This window comes from Paraburkholderia sp. 31.1, assembly GCF_014397645.1.
GTDB classification, from domain to species: domain Bacteria; phylum Pseudomonadota; class Gammaproteobacteria; order Burkholderiales; family Burkholderiaceae; genus Paraburkholderia; species Paraburkholderia tuberum.
Genome location: NZ_VZQN01000005.1, coordinates 47,166 through 73,410, shown reverse-complemented (window position 1 = coordinate 73,410; position 26,245 = coordinate 47,166). Strand labels below are relative to the sequence as shown.

18 protein-coding genes are annotated in these 26,245 nt (G+C 65.8%); 3 read left to right on the top strand and 15 right to left on the bottom strand.

Features of this window, described 5'->3' with window-relative positions; genetic code table 11:
- Positions 1-128: 128 nt before the first annotated feature.
- From F6X37_RS04625 to rpsB, 10 genes are all read right to left on the bottom strand, one after another.
- A complete protein-coding gene (locus tag F6X37_RS04625; protein ID WP_026225318.1) occupies positions 129-650 on the bottom strand; it encodes an OmpH family outer membrane protein in 522 nt (173 codons plus the stop codon).
- 89 nt (positions 651-739) lie between these two features.
- Positions 740-3,043 carry an outer membrane protein assembly factor BamA gene (gene bamA / locus F6X37_RS04620; protein WP_184056894.1) on the bottom strand — a complete coding sequence of 768 codons (2,304 nt, stop codon included), beginning with the start codon at positions 3,041-3,043 and terminating at the stop codon, positions 740-742.
- 67 nt (positions 3,044-3,110) lie between these two features.
- On the bottom strand, positions 3,111-4,505 hold the full coding sequence (rseP, locus tag F6X37_RS04615) for an RIP metalloprotease RseP (protein WP_187610475.1): 1,395 nt from the start codon (positions 4,503-4,505) through the stop codon (positions 3,111-3,113).
- A 7-nt stretch (positions 4,506-4,512) separates the two neighbouring features.
- Positions 4,513-5,718 carry a 1-deoxy-D-xylulose-5-phosphate reductoisomerase gene (locus tag F6X37_RS04610; protein WP_184056899.1) on the bottom strand — a complete coding sequence of 402 codons (1,206 nt, stop codon included), beginning with the start codon at positions 5,716-5,718 and terminating at the stop codon, positions 4,513-4,515.
- A 10-nt stretch (positions 5,719-5,728) separates the two neighbouring features.
- Positions 5,729-6,550, bottom strand: coding sequence for a phosphatidate cytidylyltransferase (locus F6X37_RS04605; RefSeq protein ID WP_090800583.1), 822 nt, complete (start codon positions 6,548-6,550; stop codon positions 5,729-5,731).
- Entirely contained in the window at positions 6,544-7,323 is a 780-nt protein-coding gene (gene uppS / locus F6X37_RS04600) for a polyprenyl diphosphate synthase (protein ID WP_090800585.1), read from the bottom strand. The genes F6X37_RS04605 and uppS overlap by 7 nt, the downstream gene beginning before the upstream one ends.
- A gap of 62 nt (positions 7,324-7,385) precedes the next feature.
- Positions 7,386-7,946, bottom strand: coding sequence for a ribosome recycling factor (gene frr / locus F6X37_RS04595; RefSeq protein ID WP_090800586.1), 561 nt, complete (start codon positions 7,944-7,946; stop codon positions 7,386-7,388).
- A 97-nt stretch (positions 7,947-8,043) separates the two neighbouring features.
- A complete protein-coding gene (gene pyrH, locus F6X37_RS04590) occupies positions 8,044-8,757 on the bottom strand; it encodes a UMP kinase (protein WP_090800588.1) in 714 nt (237 codons plus the stop codon).
- A gap of 222 nt (positions 8,758-8,979) precedes the next feature.
- On the bottom strand, positions 8,980-9,861 hold the full coding sequence (gene tsf / locus F6X37_RS04585) for a translation elongation factor Ts (RefSeq protein WP_090800589.1): 882 nt from the start codon (positions 9,859-9,861) through the stop codon (positions 8,980-8,982).
- A gap of 218 nt (positions 9,862-10,079) precedes the next feature.
- On the bottom strand, positions 10,080-10,832 hold the full coding sequence (gene rpsB, locus F6X37_RS04580) for a 30S ribosomal protein S2 (protein ID WP_013089705.1): 753 nt from the start codon (positions 10,830-10,832) through the stop codon (positions 10,080-10,082).
- Between the two features lie 556 nt (positions 10,833-11,388).
- Here rpsB and map point away from each other — a divergent pair.
- From map to F6X37_RS04565, 3 genes are read left to right on the top strand one after another with little or no spacing between them, the layout of a single operon-like run.
- Positions 11,389-12,198 (top strand): type I methionyl aminopeptidase, encoded by an 810-nt coding sequence (gene map, locus F6X37_RS04575; RefSeq protein ID WP_187610474.1) that lies wholly within the window; start codon positions 11,389-11,391, stop codon positions 12,196-12,198.
- A 29-nt stretch (positions 12,199-12,227) separates the two neighbouring features.
- Complete coding sequence (locus tag F6X37_RS04570; protein ID WP_187610473.1) at positions 12,228-14,807, top strand: [protein-PII] uridylyltransferase; 2,580 nt, start codon at positions 12,228-12,230, stop codon at positions 14,805-14,807.
- 6 nt (positions 14,808-14,813) lie between these two features.
- Positions 14,814-16,958, top strand: coding sequence for a pseudouridine synthase (locus F6X37_RS04565; RefSeq protein ID WP_187610472.1), 2,145 nt, complete (start codon positions 14,814-14,816; stop codon positions 16,956-16,958).
- Positions 16,959-17,054: 96 nt separating this feature from the next.
- Here F6X37_RS04565 and def read toward each other — a convergent pair whose 3' ends face one another.
- The 5 genes from def to F6X37_RS04540 form a co-directional block, all read right to left on the bottom strand.
- Positions 17,055-17,588, bottom strand: a complete 534-nt coding sequence (gene def, locus F6X37_RS04560) for a peptide deformylase (RefSeq protein WP_090800596.1) — start codon at positions 17,586-17,588, stop codon at positions 17,055-17,057.
- Complete coding sequence (gene ligA / locus F6X37_RS04555) at positions 17,588-19,651, bottom strand: NAD-dependent DNA ligase LigA (protein WP_187610471.1); 2,064 nt, start codon at positions 19,649-19,651, stop codon at positions 17,588-17,590. Before ligA ends, def begins: the two co-directional genes overlap by 1 nt.
- A gap of 166 nt (positions 19,652-19,817) precedes the next feature.
- Entirely contained in the window at positions 19,818-21,134 is a 1,317-nt protein-coding gene (locus F6X37_RS04550; protein WP_187610470.1) for a cell division protein ZipA C-terminal FtsZ-binding domain-containing protein, read from the bottom strand.
- Positions 21,135-21,247: 113 nt separating this feature from the next.
- On the bottom strand, positions 21,248-24,766 hold the full coding sequence (smc, locus tag F6X37_RS04545) for a chromosome segregation protein SMC (protein ID WP_187610469.1): 3,519 nt from the start codon (positions 24,764-24,766) through the stop codon (positions 21,248-21,250).
- A gap of 184 nt (positions 24,767-24,950) precedes the next feature.
- Positions 24,951-26,012, bottom strand: coding sequence for a DMT family transporter (locus tag F6X37_RS04540; RefSeq protein WP_187610468.1), 1,062 nt, complete (start codon positions 26,010-26,012; stop codon positions 24,951-24,953).
- Positions 26,013-26,245 lie beyond the last annotated feature (233 nt).

Genomic DNA, 26,245 nt, shown 5'->3' with positions numbered 1-26,245 from the left:
AATGTCGACCAGAGTTGGCGCTTTAGCGCTTACTCTGGTCCCATTCAAATCATTGCGAGGGGCGCGCGCCGAGGCGTGCGGGGCGACCGCGCGCCGCCCTCAGTCGCCCTCATTGCCCTTAGTTGCCCTCAGTTGCCCGATGCCGCAAGTGCCTTCAGCACCTGGTCGGTGATATCGATGCGCGGGCTCACGTACACCGCTTCCTGGACGATCAGATCGTAGTGCTGCGTTTCGGCGATCTGCTTGATGACCTTGTTCGCGCGATCGAGCACCGCCGCGAGTTCCTCGTTGCGGCGCTGGTTCAGGTCTTCGCGGAACTCACGCTGCTTGCGTTGGAAGTCCGAGTCGAGCTGCGACAGATCGCGCTGCTTTTGCGCGCGATCGGTCGCCGACATTGTCGCGCCATTCTTGTCGAGTGCATCGGACATCGACTTGAGCTTTTGCGCCATGTCGGCGAGATCCTTGTCCCGCTTCGCGAATTCGGCCTCGAGCTTCAGCTGCGCGGCTTTCGCCGCCGCCGATTCGCGCAGGATGCGGTCGGAATTCACCGCGGCGATCCTCGCCTCCTGCGCGTGCGCCATGCCGACCCCGAGGGTCATTGCCAGCGCCAATGCGCACGCTACACGTTTCGAAAACATACCGGTTAGCAAAGTCATCCTCTCGATACTGTAGTTTGGCCGGGTCCGGCGCCGCAGCCGGCCGCCGGCAACGCCGGCCGCCGGGAACACCCGCCGCCCGATCAGAACGCCGTCCCGATCTGGAACTGGAACTTCTGGTACTGGTCGCCAGTGTGCTTCGTGAGCGGGAAGCCAAGGCTCAACTTGAGCGGGCCGATCGGCGAGATCCACGCGAGACCCACACCGTAGCCGTAACGCAGGCCATTTGCGCCGATGCTGTTACCTTCCGTTCCCCACACGTTACCGGCGTCGAGGAACGTGAACACACGCAGCGTGCGATCGTAGCCCGTGCCCGGCAGCGGGAACGTGAGCTCGATATTGCCGACGAGCAGCTTCGAGCCGCCGATCGGGTCGTTGGTCTTCGCGTCTCGCGGACCGAGCGAGCTCGGCTCGTAGCCGCGCACCGAACCGATACCGCCGGCGAAGTAGTTCTTGAAGATCGGATAAGGCTTGCCGCCGAGGCCGTTACCGTAGCCGCCCTGGAAGTTGAAGCCCAGCACGAAGCCACGCGCGAACGAGTAATAGTACTGCGCGTTGATGTCGGCCTTGTAGTACTGCGTGCCCCCGATCGGCGTGCCGTACTCGGCGTTCGCCTGCGTGAAGTAGCCGCGGCTCGGCACCAGCGCGCTGTCACGCGCGTCGCGCGACCAACCGACCGTCAGCGGTACGTTGTTCGACACGCGGCCGAACTGGTTCACGTAGTCGATATAGCTTTGCGGCGTATTCGAGTCGATGTCGAGCTGGTTCTGCTCGAAGCCGACGCCGAAAAACACCGTGTCGACTTCGGAGAACGGAATGCCGAACTTCAGGTCACCGCCAATCGTGACGATCTTGAAGCTCGAATCGGTCGAATAGTACAGCGGCTGGTACGTGCGGTAGTAGACGTCGGTGATCCGCTTGATGCCGTCCACCGTGAAGTACGGGTCGACCTGCGTGACCGTCAGCGTACGGTACGTCTTCGCGGTATTGATGTTCACCGAGAGGCTCGTGCCGGAGCCGAACACGTTGTCCTGCGAGATACCCGCCGACAGCACCACCTTGTCCGTCGATGAGAAGCCCGCGCCAAGCGTGATCGCGCCGGTCGGTTTTTCGGCGACCTTCACGTCGATGTCGACCTGGTCGGGCGTGCCTTCGACCGGCACCGTGGTCACGTCGACGTCGGTGAAGTAGCCGAGACGGTTGATACGGTCCTTCGACAGCGCGAGGCGGTTCGAATCGAACCACGAGCTTTCGAGCTGGCGCATTTCGCGGCGCACCACTTCGTCGCGCGTGCGCGTGTTGCCGACCACGTTGATGCGGCGCACGTACACGCGACGGCTCGGGTCGACCTGAAGCGTCAGGTCGACGGTGTGGTTGTTCTGGTCGATCTGCGGCTGTGCATTGACGGTCGCGAACGCGTAGCCGTACTCGCCGAGCTTGTCGACGATCGCCTTCGTGGTGGCCTGCAGCTTTTCGGCCGAGAAGCGGTCGCCCGGCTTGATCTTGATCAGCTTCTTCAGTTCCGCTTCGCGGTCGAGCAGATTGCCGGCGAGGCGGATGTTCGAAATCGTGTACGGCTGACCTTCATGCAGCGTGACCGTCAGGTACATGTCCTTCTTGTCCGGCGAAATCGACACCTGGGTCGATTCGATGCTGAACTCGAGATAGCCGCGGTTCAGGTAGTACGAGCGGACGTTCTCGAGGTCGCCGGTGAGCTTGTCTTTCGCGTACAGGTCGTTCTTCGTGTACCACGAGAACCAGTTCGGCGTGGACAGCTGCATTTCGTCGCGCAACGTGCCGGTGCTGAATGTCTTGTTGCCGATGAAGTTGATCTGACGGATCTTCGCGCTCGGACCTTCGGCCACCGAGAACAGGATGCCGACGCGGTTGCGGTCGATCGGCGTGATCGTCGTGGTGACTTCAGCCGCGTAAAAACCGCGCGTCAGATACTGGCGCTTCAGCTCCTGCTCGGCCTTGTCGACGAGGGCCTTGTCGTAGTAGCGGCCTTGCGACAGCCCGACCGCGCGCAGCGCCTTGATCAGGTTGTCCTTGTCGAACTCGTGGATACCGGCGAAGTCGATCGTGCCGATGGCCGGGCGCTCTTGCACCTGCACGATCACCACGTTGCCTTCGGTCGCGATCTTGACGTCGTTGAAGAAGCCCGTCGCGTACAGCGCGCGAATCGCTTCGGACGCCTTGTCGTCGGAAAAGGTATCGCCTTGCTTGATGGGCAGGTACGCGAACACCGTGCCCGGTTCGACGCGTTGCAATCCCTCAATGCGAATGTCTTGCACCACGAAGGGCGTCGTTGCGTGAGCAACCAGCCCATGCGCGGCGAACGCCGCGGCTACAACCGTCTTTGGACCAAAGCGATGAGGTTTGAACAACGTGCTTCCCCAGTATGTATAGCTGCATCAGGCCTGGCGGCCGCCCTCGTGAACGCCGCCGGACACTTTAAAAATGGATTAAACGAGCCAGATCGTTGAACAGCGCAATCGCCGACAACGCGACGATGCAGGCAAGCCCCGCCCTCTGAAAAACGAGTTGCCAGCGATCGGAGACAACTTTACCGGTCACAGCTTCAACCAAATAATATAACAGATGACCCCCATCCAATACCGGAATTGGTAGCAGGTTCAGCACGCCGAGGCTAATGCTGACAAGGGCCAGGAACGACAGAAACGCGGCAGGACCCAGACGTGCGCTCTTTCCCGCGTAGTCGGCGATCGTCACCGGACCGGACAGATTCTTCAGCGACGCCTCGCCGACGATCATCCGGCCGAACATCCTGACCGAGTACACCGCGAGATCCCAGGTACGGCGCGCGCCGAGGTGGAGGCTCTCGAGCGGCCCGTAGCGCACGTCGATCAACGGCACCTGGGTCGCCAGCTCCGCGCCGATGCGGCCGATCTGCTGCCCGCTCGCCGCATCGCGCTGCAGCTGCGGCACGATGGTGATTTCTTCGAGCGCGCCCGCCGCATGACCGCCACGGCCCCCGCGCTCCACCCGCAGCGTGACCGGCACGCCGGCGTGCGATTTTACAAAAGCGATGAAGGCCGAGGCATTATCGGTCGGCGTGCCGTTGATCGCGCGCAGTCGGTCGCCGGCGACGAGCCCCGCCTTTTGCGCGGCGCTGCCCGCCTGCACGCCCGCCACCGTCAGCTTGCCGCCGCCGGGCTCGAAGCCGAGGCGCGACATCAGATCGTCGTCGACGTCTTTCTCGCCGAGGCCGCGCAGGTCCATCGGAAAATCGGACGTGCCGTGCGCGTCTTTTGCACTGAGCACGATGCGCTGCTGATCGAACGCGGCGCCGAGCAGCTTCCAGCGCAGATCCGACCACGACCGCACCGGCTCGGTCTCATCGCTATGGCCGGTGCGCACACCGACGATGGTCTCGCCGCCCTCGAAGCCCGCCAGCGCGGCCGGCGTGTTCGGCGCGGGTGTCGCGATCACGGCGGCCGGTTCGGTCACGCCAGTTGCGAACACGAGCGCGAACAGCACGATCGCGAGCAGGAAATTCGCGACCGGACCGGCCGCGACGATCGCGAAGCGCCGCCACACCGACTGGCGGTTGAACGCATGCGGCAGATCCGCTTCGGGAATCGAACCGGGGCCGGTCTCGCGCTCGTCGAGCATCTTCACGTAGCCGCCGAGCGGCAGCGCGGCAATCGTCCACTCGGTGCCCGTCTTCGGACTGACCCACTGAACGAGCGGCTTGCCGAAGCCGATCGAGAAGCGCAGCACCTTCACGCCGCACAGACGCGCGACGCTGTAGTGCCCGTACTCGTGGACTACCACGAGTACGCCAATCGCAACCGCGAAAGCGAGCAGTTCGATCAGCAGATTCATAAACGCCTCACTGGACGGCGCGTTCCGTGCGACGGGCGCCGTCAGGCAGACGCGCGATGAATTCGGTAGCAGCTCGGCGCGCGGCGGCGTCCGCTTCGATGACGTCGTCGAGCGCGTGCGCGCTGCGGTTCGGCAACGCGTTCAGCACCGAGTCGACCGCCTCGGCAATCGCCATGAAGCCGATGCGGCGCGCGAGAAATGCCTCCACCGCGATCTCGTTCGCGGCGTTCAACGCCGCGCTCGCGACGCCGCCTTCCGCAAGCGCCTTCATGGCGAGCGCGAGGCACGGGAAGCGCGCGTAGTCGGGTTTTTCGAACGACAGCGACGCGATCTCCGCGAGATCGAGCTGCGCGACTCCGGAATCGACGCGATCCGGAAACGCGAGCGCGTGCGCGATCGGCGTGCGCATGTCGGGGTTGCCGAGCTGCGCGAGCACCGAACCGTCCGCGTACGACACCAGCGAATGAATCACGCTCTGCGGATGGATCAGCACCTCGATGCGCTCGCCGGGCAGGTTGAACAGCCAGTGCGCCTCGATCACTTCGAGGCCCTTGTTCATCATCGTGGCCGAGTCGACCGAGATCTTGCGGCCCATCACCCAGTTCGGATGCTTGCAGGCTTCGTCAGGCGTCACGTCGACGAGCGTGGCCGGTTCGCGCGTGCGGAACGGGCCGCCCGATGCGGTCAGGATGATCTTTGAAACGCCGCCATGCAGCGACGCTTCACGCGGCAGGCATTGGAAAATCGCGTTGTGTTCGCTGTCGACCGGCAGCAGCACCGCGCCGTGGTCGCGCACCGCGTCCATGAAGATCGCGCCGGACATCACCAGCGCTTCCTTGTTCGCGAGCAGGATACGCTTGCCGGCGCGCGCCGCGGCAAGGCTCGGCGCGAGACCGGCCGCGCCGACGATCGCCGCGACCACCGTGTCGCAGCCCTCGCTCTTCGCGACGTCGACGAGCGCCTGCGGCCCGTACGTGACCTCGGTCTTGCTGCCCGCTTCGCGCAGCTTCGCGGCGACCTTCGCGGCCGTGTCGGCGTCGCCGACCACCGCCACTTCGGGCGCGAACCGCAGGCATTGCCCGACGAGCTTGTCGCCGTTGCGATGCGCGCTCAGCGCGTAAATCGAAAACCGCTCGGGATGACGCGCGACCACGTCGAGCGTACTGTCTCCAATCGAGCCCGTAGAACCGAGCAATGTCAGACGTTTTTGCATATCTCTTTCTCTAGCCGAGCAGCAGCATGGCGAGCGGCAGCACCGGCAACAACGCGTCGATGCGATCGAGCACGCCGCCGTGCCCCGGCAACAGGCCGCTCGAGTCTTTGACGCCGGCCTGACGTTTCATCATCGATTCGAACAGATCACCGACCACGCTGAAAACCACCAGCAGGGTCAGCGCGAGCACCGTGCGCAGCGCACCCAGTTGCGCCAGCAGCGCAGAATACAGGGTCGGCTCGAACGCGTGCAAAAAGATCGCCGCGGCCGCGACGATCATGACCAGCAGCCAGCCGCCGATCGCCCCCTCCCAGGTTTTACCCGGACTGATCGCTGGCGCCAGCTTGTGCTTGCCAAATGCCTTCCCGGAGAAGTATGCGCCGATATCGGCGAGCCATACCAATAGCAGCAGCGACAGCACGAACGGCACACCCTGCATGCGCGCGGCGACGAGAGCATGCCAGCACGCGATGAAACCGACGATTCCGGCAAGAAACAGAAACGCGCGCCACGCGCCCTGCGCGAGCACGGGCTTACGCAGCAGCGCGAATGGACCGGCGATCACCCAGAAAATCGCCGCCGCCTGGAAGAACGGCCGCGCAGGCTCGGTGCCGATGCCCACCCGCGTACTGGTGACGAGTCCGAGCGCCGCGACGAGCGCGTACAGCACCGGACCCGCGCCACCGAGCTTCAGCAGGCGCGCCCACTCCCACGCGGCGAACACGACGACGAAAGCGATCAGCGCGCCGAATGCGCCGATAGGCGCGAACAGCGTGACAGGCAGGAACACTGCCAGCAACACGATCGCCGTGATGACACGGGTTTTTAGCATGGAAGCGAATCGACGTTCTGCGATTGCGGCTCGAGCTGAGCACTGGTGCGGCCGAAGCGGCGTTCCCGCTCCGTGTACGAAGCGATGGCGTGACCGAGCGCGTCGGCGTCGAAATCCGGCCAGAACGTGTCGGTGAAATAGAACTCGGTGTAGGCAAGCTGCCACAGCAGGAAGTTGCTGACGCGGCGCTCGCCGCCGGTGCGGATGAACAGGTCCGGCTCGGGTGCGTAGGCCATCGACAGGTGCTCGGCGAACGCGTCCTCGTTGACCTCGACCGGCTTGCCCGCCGCCGCTTGCTCGACGAGCTTGCGGGCGGCCTGCATGATGTCCCAGCGCCCGCCGTAGTTCGCGGCGATGGTCAGCGTGAGACGGGTGTTGCGCGCGGTCTTGGTTTCCGCGCGCTTGATCAGATCGCGGATCTTGTCGTCGAAACGCTCGAGATCGCCGACCACGCGCAAACGGATCCCGTTCGCGTGCAGCTTGCCGATCTCGCGCTCGAGCGCGGTGACGAACAGGCGCATCAGGAACGATACCTCTTCGTTCGGACGGCGCCAGTTCTCCGAGCTGAACGCGAACAGCGTCAGATATTCGACGCCCCGCCGCGCGCACGCCTCGACGGCCGCCCGCACCGCGTCGACGCCGCGCGTATGGCCCGCCACGCGGGGCAGACGCCGCTGCGTGGCCCAACGGCCGTTGCCATCCATGATGATCGCGATATGTCGCGGCACCGCGGCGACTTCAGGCACGCGCACGGTTGAGCTGGTATAGGTCATGGCCGTCGGGACAGTAATGCCAGTAAAGAAGTGGAAATCAGAAGGTGCTGAGCCGAACGGCGTCAGACCGTCATGATCTCGGCTTCTTTCGTTGTGACGAGCTTGTCGATTTCGGCGACGAACTTGTCCGTCAGCTTCTGGACGTCGTCACCGGCACGACGCTCGTCGTCTTCCGAGATTTCCTTGTCCTTGACGAGCTTCTTCAGTTGCTCGTTGGCGTCGCGGCGCAGGTTGCGCACGGCCACCTTGGCCGTTTCGGCTTCGCTGCGAACGACCTTGGTCAGCTCGCGGCGACGCTCTTCGGTCAACGCTGGCATCGGTACGCGGATCACATCGCCATGGGTAGCTGGGTTCAGACCGAGATCCGACTCGCGGATCGCCTTTTCGACGACCTGGACCATCTTCTTTTCCCACGGCTGCACGCCGATCGTGCGCGCGTCGATCAGCGTCAGGTTCGCGACCTGCGAAATCGGCACCGGCGAGCCATAGTAGTCGCACTGGATATGATCGAGCAGGCCCGTGTGCGCACGGCCCGTGCGGATCTTCGACAGGTCGTTCCTGAACGCGTCGATGGAGCGCTGCATCTTCTGTTCAGCGCCCTTCCTGATATCAGCCACAGACATTTTTAAACCTCCGAACCTTCAAAACGGTGCGAGCCGCCCGGCACGCGCGATGCGGCGGCCCGGGCTCGCGTCAAAGCCCACGTAATGTAAACGAAGTTTACACGTGGACGAGGGTGCCCTCGTCCTCACCTAGCACGATGCGCTTGAGCGCACCGGGTTTGACGATCGAAAACACGCGGATCGGCAGCTTCTGGTCGCGGCACAGAGCGAAAGCCGTCGCGTCCATCACCTGCAGATTGCGGCCGATTGCCTCATCGAAGCTGATCGTGCTGTAGCGGGTCGCGCTCGAATCCTTCTTCGGATCGGCCGAATAGACGCCGTCCACCTTGGTCGCCTTCAGCACCACCTCCGCGCCGATTTCCGCGCCGCGCAATGCAGCGGCCGTATCGGTCGTAAAGAACGGGTTGCCGGTGCCGGCCGCGAAGATCACGACCTTGCCTTCCTCGAGCTGGCGGATCGCGCGGGGCCGGATGTACGGCTCGACGACCTGGTCCATGCGCAGCGCCGATTGCACGCGCGCCTCGATGCCGGCGTGACGCATCGCGTCCTGCAGCGCCAGCGCGTTCATCATCGTGGCGAGCATACCCATGTAGTCGGCCGTTGCGCGGTCCATACCCGCCGCACCGCCCGCGACGCCGCGAAAAATATTGCCGCCGCCGATCACCACGGCCAGTTGCGTTCCGAGACGGACCACTTCGGCCACGTCCGCCACCATTCGTTCGATGGTTCCGCGATTGATGCCGAAGGCATCGTCGCCCATCAGAGCTTCACCGGAGAGTTTGAGCAGGACGCGTTTATAGGCAGTGGGCATAGGGGTATCCAGATCGCGCAGAACAGGGCAACAACAAGGGACTAATGTAGGGGTGAAATGCTGATTCGGGCAAGCACCGCCAAATTGGCGAACCCTGAGGTTCGCCAGCGGCGGCCGCGCGGCGAGGGTCAACTCGTGCGCGGCCTTGCGGCGCTGCCGACCGCGGCGAGGTCTTGCCTCGCCCCGGGTCCAAACGGTACGGCGGTGAAGCTTGGGTAGCGCTTATTGTTGCTTTGCAGCAGCGACCTGGGCGGCCACTTCCGCTGCGAAGTCGTCCTGCTTCTTCTCGATGCCTTCGCCGACCACGAACAGCGCGAACTTCTGCACGCTCGAGTTGCCCGCCTTCAGCATCTGCTCGATCGTCTGCTTGTCGTTCTTCACGAACGTCTGGTTCAGCAGCGACACTTCCTTCAGGTACTTCTGCACGGTGCCGTCGACCATCTTCGCGACGATTTCAGCCGGCTTGCCCGATTCGGCGGCCTTCTGTTCAGCGATGCTGCGTTCCTTGGCGATCAGGTCCGCCGGCACGTCGTCCGACGACAGTGAGACCGGCTTCATCGCGGCGATGTGCATCGCCACGTCCTTGCCGACCTGTTCGTCCGCGCCGGTGTACTCGACCAGCACGCCGATGCGCGTGCCGTGCAGGTACGCCGCCAGCTTGTTCGCGGTGTCGAAGCGCACGAAACGGCGGATCGACAGGTTTTCGCCGATCTTGCCGACCAGCGCGAGGCGCACTGCGTCGACGGTTTGGCCGTCGAGCGGCAGGGCTGACAGCGCCGCGACGTCAGCCGGGTTTTGCGTCGCGACGAGTTCGGCGATCTTCTTCGAGAACGCGAGGAAGTCGTCGTTCTTCGAGACGAAGTCGGTTTCGCAGTTCAGCTCGACGAGCGAACCAGCGTTGCCGTTGATGAACGATGCGACGACGCCTTCGGCCGTCACGCGCGATGCCGCCTTGCTCGCCTTGTTGCCGAGCTTCACGCGCAGCAGTTCTTCAGCGCGCGCCAGATCGCCGTCGGCTTCCGTCAGCGCCTTCTTGCATTCCATCATCGGCGCGTCGGTCTTCGCGCGCAGTTCTGCAACCATGCTTGCGGTAATTGCCGCCATCATTTGCTCCTTGAGTTCTGTCTGTCACACGCCGCCCGCATTTCGATGCCGGCGGCAGGAATTCGTTTCAGCGTTTTCGCGCATTTTTTGCGAGCGACGCGCCTCGCGTCGCCTCGAGCACTCTGCCAGATGCCCGTTACAACAACTGTCATAGACGTCGCGACTTAAAAAAAGGGGGCCTGTAGAAAGCCCCCTTTTATGCCGGACACTGGGCAGCCTTACGCTTCCGGGTTGACCTCGACGAACTCGTCGCCGTCGCCGCCACGCGCAGCCTGGACCACTTCGTTGACCGCGTTGGCACGGCCTTCGAGGATCGCATCGGCCACGCCAGCCGCGTACAGGGCGACGGCCTTGCTGGCGTCGTCGTTACCCGGGATCACGTAGTCCACACCTTCCGGCGAGTGGTTCGTATCGACCACGGCGATGACCGGAATGCCGAGCTTGTTTGCTTCGGTCACGGCAATCTTGTGGTAGCCGACGTCAACCACGAAGATCGCGTCCGGAATGCCGCCCATGTCCTTCACGCCGCCGATCGACTTCTGCAGCTTGGCCATTTCACGTTCGAACAGAAGCGCTTCCTTCTTGCTCATGCGCTCGGTTTCACCGGCTTCCAGCGCCGCTTCCATGTCCTTCAGGCGCTTGATCGAAACCTTCAGCGTCTTGAAGTTGGTCAGCATGCCGCCGAGCCAGCGCGCGTTCACGAACGGCATACCAGCGCGCTGCGCTTCCTGGGCGATCGTGTCACGCGATTGACGCTTCGTACCGACGAACAGGATCGTGCCGCGGTTCGATGCCAGCTGACGCGCGTACTTCAGCGCGTCGTTGTACATCGGCAGCGTCTTTTCGAGGTTGATGATGTGAATCTTGTTGCGATGACCGAAAATGAAGGGGGCCATCTTCGGGTTCCAGAAGCGGGTCTGGTGACCGAAGTGGACACCTGCTTCCAGCATTTGACGCATCGTAACTGCCATGAAATTCTCCACGAGGGTTGGGTCTTAAACCGGCCGCCGTATCGGCCGCGCCCGCCTCTACCTTGGCTGGAACGCGACGACACCCTGGGTGCGCCGGCTTGCGAATTGGTTGCCTGACACGACTTTCTCTCACTCACGACACCCAACAACCGGAGTGCCGCGAGAAGCCGCTCCGCCCAGCTGCCCTGCGCGAATTTGCGGACTCGCGAATAAAAGCGGGACTAGGATCGACTTAGCCAAAGATTATAGCACGCGACAACCGACTGACTCAACCGGCCCGACCACCGGCCGATGGTCCTACGCACGGGACCGCGCCGCCGGGCCCGAAGCCCGGCCTGGCGTCCTCTGGGCCGCCAATTTGCCGATTCTGGCGCTTTTCGCCCATTGCCGCCCGATCCAGCGCAACGACCCGGCCCCCACTGCTGTAAAATGGCTCGATTCCGCCACGCGCGGGGGGCATTAAGGATCGACCGGCATTCCGTGCCCGGCAGACGCCCCTCCGCCCGGCCACCGCAACACCCAGCAAGCCTTATCCAGCAAGGCTTCCGAGGAAACCATGGCTATCACCATCAAAAACGAAGACGATATCGCGAAGATGCGCGTCGCCTGCCGGCTCGCGAGCGAAGTGCTCGACTACGTCACGCCGTTCGTCAAGGCCGGCGTCACCACTGGCGAGCTCGACCGTCTGTGTCACGAATACATGCTGAAGGACCAGGGCACGGTCCCCGCGCCGCTGAATTACCAGCCACCCGGCTACCCGCCCTACCCGAAAGCCACCTGCATTTCCGTCAACGACGTGATCTGCCACGGCATACCGGGCGACAAGGCGCTCAAAACCGGCGACGCGCTGAACATCGACATCACCGTGATCAAGGACGGCTATTTCGGCGACACGAGCCGCATGTTCATCGTCGGCGAAGGGTCGATCATGGCAAAGCGCCTCGTGCAAGCCACTTTCGAATGCATGTGGCTCGGCATCGACCAGGTGCGACCCGGCGCGCATCTCGGGGACATCGGCTATGCGATCCAGAAGCACGCCGAAGGCCTCGGCTACAGCGTGGTGCGCGAATATTGCGGACACGGCATCGGCACCGTATTCCACGAAGATCCGCAGATCCTGCACTACGGTCGCCCCGGCACCGGGTTCGAACTGCAGGCCGGTATGATCTTCACGATCGAGCCGATGATCAACGCCGGCCGCCGTGACATCCGCACGATGCCCGACCAGTGGACCGTCAAGACCAAGGACCGCAGCCTGTCCGCGCAGTGGGAGCACACGGTGCTCGTCACCGAGACCGGCCACGACGTGCTGACCGTGTCGGCCGGCACGCCGGCGCGTCCGCCCGTGGTCGCGGCCACGGCCTGATCGATTCCGACCACACCGCCTTCCTGCCAATGAGTAGCGTTCCAGCCGTCGCCCCCTCCCATGCCTCGTCGCTCAAGGCGGATTACAAAGTGGCCAAAGCCCAGTTGCTGGAACGCTTCCGAACGGCCACCAACGTCGACGCGTTGATGGCCGCCCTCGCGCGCGCCACGGACCATTCGCTGCGCGCCGCCTGGGACACCTGCGAGCTGCCCGACGACCTCGCGCTGGTCGCGGTTGGCGGCTATGGGCGCGGCGAACTCGCGCCGCACTCCGACATCGACATCCTGGTGCTGTTGCCCGACGCGCGGCTCGAGCATCTGGACGCGCGCATCGAGCGCTTCATCAGTCTCGCGTGGGATCTCGGGCTGGAACTCGGCAGCAGCGTGCGCAGCGTGTCGCAATGCATCGAGGAAGCGGCCAACGACGTCACGGTGCGTACCTCGCTGCTGGAAGCGCGCCGCATCACCGGCAGCACCGCACTGTTCGACGATTTCGCCCGGCGCTACCGTGCGGCGCTCGACCCGAAGGCGTTCTTCCAGGCGAAGGTGCTCGAAATGCGCCAGCGTCACGCGAAGTTTCAGGACACGCCCTACGCGCTCGAGCCGAACATCAAGGAAAGCCCGGGCGGGCTGCGCGACCTGCAGCTGATCCTGTGGATCACACAGGCGGCCGGCTTCGGCAGCAGCTGGCGCGAACTCGAAGCACGCGGACTCATCACCGAGCGCGAGGCGCGCGAGCTGCGCCACAACGAAGGCTTTCTGAAGTCGCTGCGTGCGCGGCTGCACGTGATCGCCGGGCGCCGCCAGGACATCCTGGTGTTCGACCTGCAGACGCCGGTCGCGGAAAGCTTCGGCCTCAAGCCGACCGCGACCAAGCGCGCGAGCGAGCAGCTGATGCGCCGCTACTACTGGGCCGCGAAAGCGGTCACGCAACTCGCGACGATCCTGATCCAGAACATCGAGGCGCAGCTGTTTCCGAGCACGAGCGGCATCACGCGCGTGCTGTCGGATCGCTTCGTCGAAAAGCAGGGCATGCTCGAAATCGCCTCCGACGACGTGTTCCAGTGCGAGCCGAATGCGATCCTCGAGGCGTTCCTGCTATACCAGCGCACCCCCGGCGTGAAGGGACTGTCGGCGCGCACGCTGCGCGCGATCTACAACGCCCGCGACGTGATGGACCAGCACTGGCGGCGCGATCCGGAAAATCGCCGGCTCTTCATGGAAATCCTGAAGCAGCCGGCCGGTATCACGCATGCGTTCCGGTTGATGAACCAGACGAGCGTGCTCGGGCGTTATCTGCTGAATTTCCGGCGCATCGTCGGGCAGATGCAGCACGACCTGTACCACGTGTTCACGGTCGATCAGCACATCCTGATGGTGCTGCGCAATCTGCGCCGCTTCGCGGTCGCCGAGCATGCGCACGAATACCCGTTCTGCAGCCAGTTGATCGTCAACTTCGACCGGCCGTGGGTGCTGTACGTGGCCGCGCTGTTTCATGACATCGCGAAGGGCCGCGGCGGCGATCATTCCACGCTGGGCATGGCCGACGCACGGCGCTTCTGCCGCCAGCACGGCATCGAAGGCGAGGATGGCGAGCTGGTCGTGTGGCTCGTGCAGCAGCATCTGACGATGAGCCAGGTCGCGCAGAAGCAGGACACGAGCGACCCTGAAGTGATCAAGCGCTTCGCCGAGCTGGTCGGCACCGAGCGCCGCCTGACCGCGCTCTATCTGCTGACCGTCGCCGACATCCGCGGCACCAGCCCGAAGGTCTGGAACACGTGGAAAGGCAAGCTGCTCGAAGACCTCTACCGCACCACGCTCGCCGTGCTTGGCGGTGCCCAGCCGGACGAGCATTCCGAGCTGAAGTCGCGCCAGGAAGAGGCGCTCGCGCTGCTGCGTCTCGAAACCGTGCCGGAAGGCGCGCAACGGGCGCTGTGGGACAAGCTGGACGTCGGCTATTTCCTGCGCCACGACGCGGCGGACATCGCGTGGCAGACGCGCGTGCTGTACCGCCACGTCGAAACGCCGACGCCGCTCGTACGCGCGCGGCCGTCGCCGATCGGCGAGGCGCTGCAGGTGCTCGTCTACGTGAAGGACCAGCCCGATCTGTTCGCGGGCATCTGCGCGTATTTCGACCGCAACGGCCTGTCGGTGCTCGATGCGCGCGTCAGCACGACGCGCCACGGCTACGCGCTCGACAACTTCCTCGTCGCGCACACCGAAGAGGACGTGCACTATCGCGACATCGCCAATCTGGTCGAGCAGGAGCTGACCGCGCGCCTCGCGGGCCACGGCACCTTGCTGCCGGGACCGTCGAAGGGCCGGCTGTCACGGCTGTCGCGCACCTTCCCCATTACGCCGCGCGTCGACCTGCGGGCCGATGAGCGCGGCCAATACTACATCCTGTCCGTGTCGGCGAACGACCGGCCGGGCCTTCTTTATTCGATCGCGCGCGTGCTGGCTGAGCACCGGGTCGGCGTCGCCTCGGCGCGGATCAATACGCTCGGCGAACGCGTCGAGGACGTGTTTCTGCTCGAAGGACACAGCCTGTCGGACAACCGCCTGCAAATTCAGGTCGAGACCGAACTACTGCGCGCGATCGCAATGTGAGATTTCATGCGAATCAAATTAACAGCGAAGCATCCGCGGCCGGCGGCGTCCGAACGCGCCCCTGTCCGCCCCGGCAGCGCGTCGGCGCGTAAGCCGACCCGTCCAGCGCGGCCGAAGCCATTCGAGGCCGAGGCCGGCGCGAAGCGCGAAGGCGCGGCATCGACGGGTGGTGGCGCGAAGCGGCCGGTCGGTGCGAAGCCGGCGGGCGCCGGTGCACGCGCGCCGCGTGCCGAAGGGTCGGGCGTGCGCGAACGGGGCGCGGCTGCCGCGGGCGCACCGCGCCGCTTCGAAGGTGCGGCTCAGCGAGGCGAGCGCGGAGAACGCGCGCCGCGTCGTTTCGAGGGCAACGCTGAGCGTGGCGAACGGGCGCCTCGGCGCGAATTCGGCGAACGGACTGAACGCGCGCCGCGTCGTTTCGAAGGCAGCGCTGAGCGCGGTGAACGGGCGCCTCGGCGCGAATTCGGCGAACGGACTGAACGCGCGCCGCGTCGTCTCGAAGGCAGCGCTGAGCGTGGCGAACGCGGGCCTCGGCGCGATTTCGGCGAACGGACTGAACGCGCGCCGCGTCGTTTCGAAGGCAACGCTGAACGTGGCGAACGCGCTCCTCGACGCGAATTCGGCGAACGGACTGAACGCGCGCCGCGTCGTTTCGAAGGCAGCGCTGAGCGTGGCGAACGCGCTCCTCGACGCGAATTCGGCGAGCGTGCAGAACGCGCGCCGCGTCGTCTCGAAGGCAACGCTGAGCGTGGTGAACGCGCTCCTCGACGCGAATTCGGCGAACGGACTGAACGCGCGCCGCGTCGTTTCGAAGGCAGCGCTGAGCGTGGCGAACGCGCTCCTCGGCGCGAATTCGGCGAGCGTGCAGAACGCGCACCCCGTCGTTTCGAGGGCAATGCGGAGCGCGGCGAGCGCGCACCGCGCAGTTTTGGTGAGCGCGCACCGGGTCGCGACGCCGGCGAACGCCGTCCGTTCAGCGGTCCGCGTCCAGGCACAGGCAGGCCGTCGGAAGGCGGCGCGCGTGGCGATCGTCCGGTGCGCCGGGAGCGCGAGGCCGCCGACCGTCCGCGCTTCGGTAGCGATCGCGGTGAGCTGCAGGAGCGTCGCAGTGGCGATCGAGGCGCGCGCAGCGACAGCACCTCGCGCCGCTTCGAAAGCGAGCGTGGCGAGCGCAGCTTCGCGAAGCCGGCGAAAGGCGGCTACGGCGAACGCACCGAGCGTCGCGAGCGCCCTGCGCGCGGCTTCGACGACACGTTGCCGGCCGCGAACCGCCGCTTCGGCGACGACCGACCAGCCCGCGCCGCCAAGCCGCGAGCCTCGGCATCAGCAACCGCCCGCCCCGTCGACACCACCATCGACACCCCGCACCCGCCCCGCCGCGATCGCGAAGACGCGCCGGGCATGCTGCGTCTGTCGAAGCTGATGTCCAAGCTCGGCCTGTGCTCGCGTCGCGAGGCCGACGAATGGATCGAGAAAGGCTGGGTCATGGTCGACGGCGAGCGCATCGATACGCTCGGCACGAAGGTGTTCCCGGATCAGCGCATCGACATCGACCCGGCCGCCGAAGCCTTTCAGTCGAGCCAGGTGACCGTGATCGTTCACAAGCCGGTCGGGCTCGTGTCGGGCCAGGCGGAGGACGGCTATCAGCCGGCCATCACGCTCGTCACGCCGGAGAATCGCTGGGAAGGCGACCGTTCGGGGATCCCCTTCTCGGCGTCGCATCTACGCCAGCTCGCGCCGGCCGGGCGTCTCGACATCGATTCGACGGGCCTGCTCGTGCTGACGCAGGACGGCCGCGTCGCGAAGCAACTGATCGGCGGTCACTCGGACGTGGACAAGGAGTATCTGGTGCGCGTCGCCTACGGCGATCACACGGTCGACGTCGAAAGCCATTTCCCGGCCGAAAAACTCGCGCTGCTGCGCCACGGCCTGTCGCTCGACGACGTCGCGCTGAAGCCCGCGCAGGTCAGCTGGCAGAACGGCGAGCAGCTGCGTTTCGTGCTGCGCGAAGGCAAGAAGCGTCAGATTCGCCGCATGTGCGAACTGGTCGGTCTCGAGGTGGTGGGCCTGAAGCGCGTGCGCGTGGGCCAGGTGATGCTCGGCGCGCTGCCGCCGGGACAGTGGCGCTATCTGTCGGAAGGCGAGTCGTTCTGAGGTCCGTCCAATGTGCCTCCTTGCTGAGAGAGGGCGCATCGGCACAACAAAAAACCCACGCACTTTGGCGTGGGTTTTTTGTTGGCGGCAGCCGTGTCAGTCGTCGCTATTCGTATCGAGATCCGGGAACAGGACCTCCGTAAAGCCGAACTTCGAGAAATCGGTAATCCGCATCGGATACAGCTTGCCGATCAGATGATCGCATTCGTGCTGCACAACCCGTGCGTGAAAACCCTCGGCGACCCGGTCGATCGGATTGCCGAACTGGTCGAAGCCGTGATAACGGATCATCGAAAACCGGCTCACCACGCCGCGCAGCCCCGGCACCGACAGGCAACCTTCCCAGCTTTCTTCCATGTCCTGCGAGACCGGCGTGACGGTCGGGTTGATCAGCACCGTTTCGGGCACCGGCGGCGCGTCCGGATAGCGCTCGTTCGAACCGAAGCCGAAGATCACCACCTGCAGATCGACGCCGATCTGCGGCGCGGCGAGACCCGCGCCGTTCGCCGCGTGCATGGTCTCGAACATGTCTTCCACGAGCCGGTGCAGCTCGGGCGTGTCGAAGTGATCGACCGGCTCGGCGATTCGCAGCAGGCGCGGATCGCCCATCTTCAGAATGTCGTGAATCATCAGTGCCCCTCCAGGAGCTTGCGCATACCATCTTCGTCGAGTACGGGGATGCCGAGTTCCTCGGCCTTCGAAAGTTTGCTGCCCGCGTCGGCCCCCGCCACCACGTAACCGGTTTTCTTCGATACCGACCCCGCCACCTTCGCGCCGGCCGCCTCGAGCATATCCTTCGCGTCCTCGCGCGACAGGTTTGGCAGCGTACCGGTCAGCACGACCGTCTGCCCGGCCAGCACGCCCTGCGGCGCCTTCGGCGCTGGCGGCCCCTCGGGCCACGTGACCTTGCCCGGCGCGCGCAGCTGTTCGATCACCGTGCGGTTGTGGTCCTCGGCGAAGAACTGGTGGATCGATTCGGCGACGACCGGCCCCACGTCGTTGACTTCGAGCAGTTCCTCCAGCGACGCATCCATGATCGGATCGAGCGAGCCGAAGTGCTTCGCGAGATCCTTCGCGGTCGATTCGCCGACATGGCGAATCCCCAATGCGTAGATAAAGCGCGCGAGCGACGTGTGCCTGGCCTTGTCGAGCGAGTCGAGCAGGTTCTGCGCGGACTTTTCGGCGAAGCGGTCGAGTTCCGCGAGCGTCGTGAAGCCGAGATTGAACAGATCGGCCGGCGTGCGCACGAGGCTCTGTTCGACCAGTTGATCGATGATCTTCTCACCGAGGCCGTCGATATCGAGCGCGCGCCGCTGCGCGAAGTGCCACAACGCCTGCTTGCGCTGCGCCGGACAGAAGAGCCCGCCCGTGCAGCGCGCGATCGCCTCGTCGGGCAGCCGCTCGATCGCCGAACCGCACACCGGGCACTGCGTCGGCATCACGAACTCGCGCGCGTCGGCCGGACGACGCTCGAGCAGCGCGCTGACCACCTCCGGAATCACGTCGCCGGCGCGCCGCACGATCACCGTGTCGCCGATGCGGATGTCCTTGCGGCGCACTTCATCCTCGTTGTGCAAGGTCGCGTTCGTGACCGTCGCGCCGCCGACGAACACCGGTTCCAGCCGCGCGACCGGCGTGATCGCGCCGGTGCGGCCGACCTGCACGTCGATCGCAACGAGCTTCGTCAGCGCTTCCTGCGCGGGGAATTTGTGCGCGAGCGCGAAGCGCGGCGCGCGCGACACGAAACCGAGCGCATCCTGCTCGTCGCGCCGGTTGACCTTGTAGACCACGCCGTCGATGTCGTAGGGGAGCCTGTCGCGCTTCTCGCCGACCGCGTGGAAGAAGCCGAGCAGGCCTTCGGCGCCCTGCACGACCGCGCGCTCGCCATTGACCGGCAAGCCCATCTCCTTGTACCAGTCGAGCAGTTCGCTATGGGTGGCCGGCATCTCGATGCCTTCGAGCACGCCGATGCCATACGCGAAAAACGACAGCGGCCGCTGCGCGGTGATCTTCGAATCGAGCTGCCGCAAGCTGCCCGCCGCCGCGTTGCGCGGGTTCGCGAATTCGCGTTGTTCGGCGCTGCGCTGGCGTTCGTTCAGGCGCTCGAAATCGCGCTTGAACATCAGCACTTCGCCGCGCACGTCGAGCACGCGCGGCACGCGCTTACCCTTCAGCTTCAACGGAATCGAGCGGATCGTGCGGACGTTTTCGGTGACGTTCTCGCCAGTTGTGCCGTCACCGCGCGTGGAGGCCTGCACGAACACGCCGTCGGCGTAGCGCAGCGAGATCGCGAGGCCGTCGAATTTCAGCTCGGCCGCGTAGTCGACGGGAACCGGCGGCTCGCTCGCGTTGTTGCCGAGCGCGTCGCCGATGCGCTTGTCGAACGCGACGATGTCTTCGTCGGCGAAACCGTTGTTCAACGACAGCATCGGCAGATCGTGCACGACCGGCTCGAAACCGCTCGCGGCCTCGCCGCCGACGCGCTGCGTCGGCGAATCCGGCACGATCAGATCGGGATGCTCGGCCTCGATGCGCTCCAGCTCCTTGAACAGCTTGTCGTACTCGGCGTCCGGCAGGTCCGGTTGATCGAGCACGTAATACGCGTAGTTCGCGCGTTCGAGTTCCGCGCGCAACCACACGGCCCGCTCGGCCGGAGCGCTGGTTGCGGAAGGAGGGACGGAGGATCGGGCCATGCTGTCGGAAGCTTCTCGAGAAGAAAGTCGGACATCGGATTATCGCAGGAAGCGTGCCCCTTTACATCGCTGAATCGGGGCGGGCCGCGCTGCGACGCAAGCCGGAAACGACGACGGCCGCACATCGTGCGGCCGTCGTCAAAACGCGTAGAACGCTGCAAAAGGCTTACTGGCTGAACAGGCGCCGCGTGGCCGGCGAACCCGCCGGAATACCCGCCTGTTCGAGCTTCGCGTACAGCGTCATCAACTGTTTTTCGATCGCGAGCAGCGCGCTTTCCGGCAGCGGCCGGCGACCGTCGTCGACCACGCGTCCGCCGATGCGCTCGGCCAGCGACTTCGCGTAATCGCACATCAGCCGGAACGGCAGGATGTCTTCGTCGGCGACCGGCACGTCGAGCACCAGCGTGATCATCTCGCCGCCTTTGTACGTGAGGTCGTCGCGCAGGAAGTTGGTGTCGCCGAATTGCAGCATAAACACCGGGCTTTGCCGCGAGTCGAGCTTGACGAAGCGCGTGCCGTCGCGCGACAGCAGCAGACCGTCCTGCGATGCGACCGCCTGCACGTAGTTGGCCGACCACGGCGCGCCGTCCGACAGCACGTTGATCGACAACTGCGCGTCGCACTGGGCGGCAAAGCCGTCGAGCTCGCGCGCCATCGCGACGGTTTCGAGCATGTCGGGGAATTCCGGCGCCGCGTCGAGCGCATCGGCGAACTGCTGTACGCCGGTCACGAACTCGGAAAATTCGAGCTCGTTCAGCGCGCCGCTACGGTTCGCGAGCTGCGCGGCCGCGCGCAGCTCTTCATAGCGCGTGCCGTTCTGCAGCAGCTCCCACGAGCCGCCGCCTTCGGGTTTGCCTTCGATGTGCACGGGCTTGCTGCCCGCCCGACGCAAGCGCTGCGCGAGCGGAAGCACCTTGTCGCCGGCCACGGGGCCGTTCAGCCGGATCGGCACGATACAGTCGATGCGTCGATCGACGATCGCGGGCGGCGCCGACGAAATCGTCGTGGCGGCCGGCAGGATCGGTTCGACCCGCTCGTGCCCGGCGGACGCGGGCTGGGCCGCGGGCGCTTCGGCCGCGGGCCGCTTCGCGTGCGCGCCCGGCGCCGCCGCAGGTTCGCCTTCGCCCACGGTATCGGCGTCCGCCGCTGGATACCCGTTCGGCGACGTCATCTCGGCCTGGATATCGGCCGGTGTATCGAGCGGTGCGGCGCCCGCGCCGAACGTCGGCTCGACGCGCGCCGCGGTCGGGTCCGCGGCCGCCTCGGCGCTCACGTTCGGCTCGCGCCGCGTGGTCGGCCGGGCCGGCTCGATGAACGGGCTCTGCTCCTCATGCTCGTCCCGCGCAAAGCTCTCGGCGGTGTCGGCCGGCATCGGCCGCGGCATCTTGCGGCGCACCTTCGCGCCCTGCCACGCGTTGTACACGACCACGCCCCCCACCACCACGGCACCCGCGCCGATCAAACCGAGTGTCAACTCGTCCATGCATGCTCCATCAGCAATTCTTCTATCCGCGCGGGCCTGTCGTCCGCTCCACGTACCGCGCGGCGCTCATCGAGGCCGCTGCGCTGGATGCGGATGCCCGCGAAGGCGTTAACTCAAACGATATTCTGGGCGAAACCCGCCGCCGTTTCCATGTCGACCGCGACGATCCGCGAGACGCCCTGCTCCTGCATCGTCACGCCGATCAGCTGCTGCGCCATCTCCATCGCGATCTTGTTGTGCGAAATGAACAGGAACTGGGTTTTGTCGGACATCGCCCGTACCAGATTCGCGAAACGCTCGGTGTTGGCGTCGTCGAGCGGTGCGTCCACTTCGTCGAGCAGACAGAACGGCGCGGGATTCAGCTGGAACATCGCGAACACGAGCGCGGTCGCGGTCAGCGCTTTCTCGCCGCCCGACAGCAGGTGAATCGTCGAATTCTTCTTGCCCGGCGGTTGCGCCATCACCTGCACGCCGGCGTCGAGAATTTCGTCGCCGGTCATGATCAGCTTCGCCTGGCCGCCGCCAAAGAGACGCGGGAACAGCTCGCCGAAATGACGGTTCACTTCGTCGAACGTACTTTGCAGCAGCGTGCGCGTTTCGGCGTCGATCTTGCGGATTGCGTCTTCGAGCGTTTCGATCGCGCTCGTCAGGTCGGCCGACTGCGAATCGAGGAAGCTTTTGCGCTCGGTCGCGGCCTTCAGCTCGTCGAGCGCGGCCATGTTGACCGGCCCGAGCGCGGTGATCGCGTTGTTGATGCGCGTGACTTCGCCCTGCAGGTACGACGGCTTCATGTCCGCCGTCAGCTTGGCTTGCAGTTCGGCTTCATCGACACCGGCCGCGGCCAGCTGCTCGACGAACTGCTCGCCGCTGATGCGCGCGGCCTGCTCCTTCAACTGCAATTCATTGATGCGGTCGCGCAGCGGCTGCAGGGCGCGCTCGGCGGTGAGGCGCGTTTCGTCGGCCGAGCGCAGCTTCGCGGTCAGGTCGTCGAGCTCGACGCGCGCGGCGCGCAGCGCCTCTTCTTTCACGGCGCGGATGTCGAGCGCGTCCTGCAGCCCGGTGTGCGCGGTCTGCTCGTTGATCGTTTCCAGTTCGGCGCGCGCGTCTTCGAGCGCACCCGCGACGCGCTCGCTCTGCTCGTGCGCGACCTGGATGCTGCGCTTCAATTCGTCGATGCGGTTCGCCATGTTGCGCGCGGCGAAGCGCGCGTCGGTAGCGGCGCGGTCGAGCTCGCGTGCTTCGCCGCGGGCGGTCGTCAGTTCTTCGTCGAGCGCTTCGAACGCGAGCTGGTGATCTTCGAAGCGCGCCTGCAGTTCGGCGAGCTCGCCGTCGTGACGCTCGAAGTTCGCTTCCGACTCGGCGCGCAGCGCCCGCTGCTCGTCGATCTGCGCGGCGATCTCTTCGAGTTCCTCGCGAATCTGCGTGCTGCGCTGCGTGTAGCGTTCGTGTGCCTGGGTGAGCCTCAGCACGTCCATCTGCAACGCGTGCACCCGCTGCGTCGCGCGTTCGGCCTGCTGGCGCAGCTCGGCGAGCGCCTGCGCGGCTTGCGTGTGCGCGGCTTCGGCGCGGATCGCGGCGGCCTTCGCCTCGTCGGCGAGCAATGCCTGTGCGCGCACCTGGCGGCCGAGGTTTTCGATTTCCTGCTGACGCGCGAGCATGCCGGCCTGTTCGGAATCGGCCGCATACAGCTGTACGCCGACGCGCGTGACCACGTGCCCCGCCTTGACGACGAACGCGCCGCCCTCGGGCAGCTGCGCGCGCATCGAAAGCGCCTGCTGCAGATCGTCGGCGACGAAGGCGAGGCCGAGCCAGTCGGTCAGCACCGCGCGGATACCCGCGTCCTCGATGCGCACGAGCGACAGCAGCGAGCGCAGCGCGCCCGCCGCCGGGGCAGGCTGACCAGCCGCGGGCGGCGCGTAGAACGCGAGCTTGGCCGGTGGCGCGTCGGTTGCGAACGCCTTGACCCAGTCGAGATTCGACACTTCGAGCGCGGCGAGGCGCTCGCGCAGCACCGCTTCGAGCGCGGTTTCCCAACCGGCCTCGACATGCAGTTTCTTCCACAAACGCGGCAGGCTGCCCAGCTCGTGCTTGTCGAGCCACGGCTGGATCTTGCCTTCGGTCTGCACGTTTTCCTGCAACTGCCTGAGCGCGGCGAGGCGCGCGTCGAGCTGATGGATCTGCGCGCTTTCGGCCTGCACGCGCTCCTGCGCGGCGCGGCGTTCACCGTCGAGCCGCGGCAGTGTTTCCTGCGCGTCGGCGAGGCGGCCCTGCGCGTCGCGAAGGATTTCCTCGTGCTCGGCGAGCTGCACGCGCAATTCTTCGAGCTGCGCCTCGTCGGGCGCGTCGAGGCCACCCTCTTCCGATTTCAGCCGCTCATGGCGCTGCTGCAGCTGCTGCAACTGCTGATCGGCATTGCGCTGATGCGCGGCTTCGAGCTTCAGCGCCTGCTCGGTCTGCGCGATGCCGCCGCGCTCGGTGTTCAGTTCCGCCTGAGCGTCGCGCCAGCGCGCTTCGAGGGCGGGCAGCGCATCGTGCTTCGCGGCGGCGTCCTGTTCGGCGAGCACGGCTTTTTCTTCAGCGACGGCCAGTTGCTCTTCAGCGTCGGCGATATCGTCCTGCGCCTTGTCGGCCTGCGATTGCCACTGCTCGCGCTGCGCGGTCAGCGCGGCGATCTGCGCCTGCACGCGGTTGCGCGATTCGACGATGAAGCGGATCTCGGCTTCCAGCCGGCTCACTTCCGCGTTCGCCTCGTACAGCGCGCCCTGCGCGCCTTGCATCGCGTCGCTCGCCGAATAGTGCGCGACGCGCAGCGTTTCGAGTTCCGCCTCGACTTCGCGCAGCTTCGCGGTTTGCGCCTCGAGGTCGATCTGCGCCTGCTCGATCGCGCGTTGCTGGCGCTGCTGCTCGCCGGCTGCCTCGTTCTTGCGCAGCAACCACAGCAGACGCTGCTTTTCCTCGCCGTCGCTTTGCAGCTCGCGATAACGGGTCGCGACGACCGCCTGCCCCTCGAGCTTCTCGAGATTCGTGCCGAGCTCGCGGACGATGTCCTCGACGCGCGTCAGGTTCTCGCGCGTGTCGTGCAGACGGTTCTCGGTCTCGCGGCGGCGCTCCTTGTACTTCGACACGCCGGCGGCTTCTTCGAGGAACACGCGCAGCTCTTCGGGCTTCGCCTCGATCAGCCGCGCGATCATGCCCTGCCCGATGATCGCGTACGCACGCGGCCCGAGGCCGGTGCCGAGGAAGATGTCCTGGATGTCGCGGCGCCGCGCCGGCAGATTGTTGATGTAGTAGCTCGACGTGCCGTCGCGCGTCAGCACGCGCTTCACGGCGATCTCCGCATACTGGCCCCACTGGCCGGCGGCGCGGCCGTCCGCGTTGTCGAACACGAGTTCGACGCTCGCGCGGCTGCCGGGCTTGCGGGCGGTCGAGCCGTTGAAGATCACGTCCTGCATCGACTCGCCGCGCAATTCAGAGGCGCGCGATTCGCCGAGCACCCAGCGCACGGCGTCGATGATGTTGGATTTGCCGCACCCGTTCGGACCGACCACGCCAACCAACTGGCCTGGGACCTGGAAATGCGTGGGATCGACGAAGGATTTGAAACCAGCGAGTTTGATCGAGGTGAGCCGCACGGCGATTTCGCTGTTTGAAAAGAGAGAGTGATAGGTGGCTCGCGAGGTTGCGCCAGTCGTTCACCGCCGCAGCGGGACGGCCCCGCGCAACCTCGCGAGCCTTCGCAATTTGGTTGCCGGCTGCATGCGCTCATGCATATCTGAGGCACACACAGATACGCATGCGCCGGCTAATGAGGGGGAATCATACCATCGCGCGTGGACGATTCTTACCGCCCTTTCGGCGGTCGTCACTGTCGCCGTCAGGGCCGTGTTCGTCACCGCGTTGGTCGCCGCGTTTGCTACCGCATTGACCACCGCGTCCATCGTCGCCGCCGGGCCCCTCCGTGTCCCCGATGGCGGGATCGGGCGGCGCCAATTTCGTCCGATGCACCCAGCTCGACAAGGCCGACGCGAGCACGATGCACGCGCCGCCGGCCCATTCGCGCGGGCCCGGTACTTCGCCGGCGAACAGCCACGCCGACAGCGCCGTCACGACGAGTTCGAACAGCATGATGATCGACGCGCGATTGGCCCGCACGCGCGAGAGCCCGTATTGCACGAGCATGTTGTTCGACGCGAGCAGCAGACCGAGACCGAGCACCAGCAGCGCCGCCGTGCCCAGCTGCGCGCCGACGGGCGGCGCGGGCATCGGCTCGAACAGCGACGCGAGCGCGCCGAACAGCGCCGCGCCGCCGAAGATCACCGCGGTGCGCATTTCGGGCTTCATGTCCGGCAGCACGCGGCTCGTCTTCAGGATCAGCACGTTGCTCATCGCGAAGCCCATGCCGCCGGCGAGCCCGGCCCATTCGGCGGGATTGCCCGGTACCGGAATGCCGAGACGCGGCGACCATAGCATCGTCATCGCGCCCGCGAGCGACAGCGCGGCCAGCGCCGCGCCCGACCACGTGAGCCGCTCGTGCAGGATGAAATGCGCGAACAGCGCGGTCCACGCGGGCGTCAGATAGAACAGCAGCAGCACGCGCATCACCTGACCGTGGATCGCGCCCCACACGAAGCCGAGATTCGTGACGCCCGCGGCGAGCGCGAGCGCCGGCAGCAGCCAGTGCCACCGCACGGTCTTCAGCGCGCCATTCCGCACGAGCAGCACGAACAGGCAGCCGGTGCCGCTCGTGAGCGCGCTCGCGGCGGTGCCGGTCACCCCGAGCGCGGCCAGCATCCGCAGCGGATACCAGACCATCCCCCAGACCGACGCGCCCAGCATGATCGCGAGCGTCGGCCAGCCGTTGCGAAGCCAGTTGGTCATGGGGCGGGACTCCGACGGGCGTCGTGGGCGGGTCGTATGAGGGTCCAGCCGGCCGTCTCCTGAACTGCTGCGTACATTGCTGCTCCTGCGTATTCTTTTACGCGAACCGTGGCGGATTTCGGGCCGTTCCCGCCGCGGCGCCCCGGTGTGCCGCCTCGCGGATTGCTCCCGCGCCGCGCGCCCGGCTCCCGCCTGGTCCGCGGGCGCGCCACGCTATAATCGTCCGTTCGCCG

Bases quoted from the DNA above. Each gene is read 5' to 3' on its own strand.
- F6X37_RS04550 (WP_187610470.1), bottom strand. From the start codon at position 21,134: ATGGACGAGTTGACACTCGGTTTGATCGGCGCGGGTGCCGTGGTGGTG.
- rseP (WP_187610475.1), bottom strand. From the start codon at position 4,505: ATGAATCTGCTGATCGAACTGCTCGCTTTCGCGGTTGCGATTGGCGTA.
- tsf (WP_090800589.1), bottom strand. From the start codon at position 9,861: ATGGCGGCAATTACCGCAAGCATGGTTGCAGAACTGCGCGCGAAGACC.
- F6X37_RS04605 (WP_090800583.1), bottom strand. From the start codon at position 6,550: ATGCTAAAAACCCGTGTCATCACGGCGATCGTGTTGCTGGCAGTGTTC.
- ligA (WP_187610471.1), bottom strand. From the start codon at position 19,651: ATGGCCCGATCCTCCGTCCCTCCTTCCGCAACCAGCGCTCCGGCCGAG.
- pyrH (WP_090800588.1), bottom strand. From the start codon at position 8,757: ATGCCCACTGCCTATAAACGCGTCCTGCTCAAACTCTCCGGTGAAGCT.
- uppS (WP_090800585.1), bottom strand. From the start codon at position 7,323: ATGACCTATACCAGCTCAACCGTGCGCGTGCCTGAAGTCGCCGCGGTG.
- F6X37_RS04610 (WP_184056899.1), bottom strand. From the start codon at position 5,718: ATGCAAAAACGTCTGACATTGCTCGGTTCTACGGGCTCGATTGGAGAC.
- F6X37_RS04540 (WP_187610468.1), bottom strand. From the start codon at position 26,012: ATGACCAACTGGCTTCGCAACGGCTGGCCGACGCTCGCGATCATGCTG.
- F6X37_RS04570 (WP_187610473.1), top strand. From the start codon at position 12,228: ATGAGTAGCGTTCCAGCCGTCGCCCCCTCCCATGCCTCGTCGCTCAAG.
- frr (WP_090800586.1), bottom strand. From the start codon at position 7,946: ATGTCTGTGGCTGATATCAGGAAGGGCGCTGAACAGAAGATGCAGCGC.
- F6X37_RS04565 (WP_187610472.1), top strand. From the start codon at position 14,814: ATGCGAATCAAATTAACAGCGAAGCATCCGCGGCCGGCGGCGTCCGAA.
- map (WP_187610474.1), top strand. From the start codon at position 11,389: ATGGCTATCACCATCAAAAACGAAGACGATATCGCGAAGATGCGCGTC.
- def (WP_090800596.1), bottom strand. From the start codon at position 17,588: ATGATTCACGACATTCTGAAGATGGGCGATCCGCGCCTGCTGCGAATC.
- rpsB (WP_013089705.1), bottom strand. From the start codon at position 10,832: ATGGCAGTTACGATGCGTCAAATGCTGGAAGCAGGTGTCCACTTCGGT.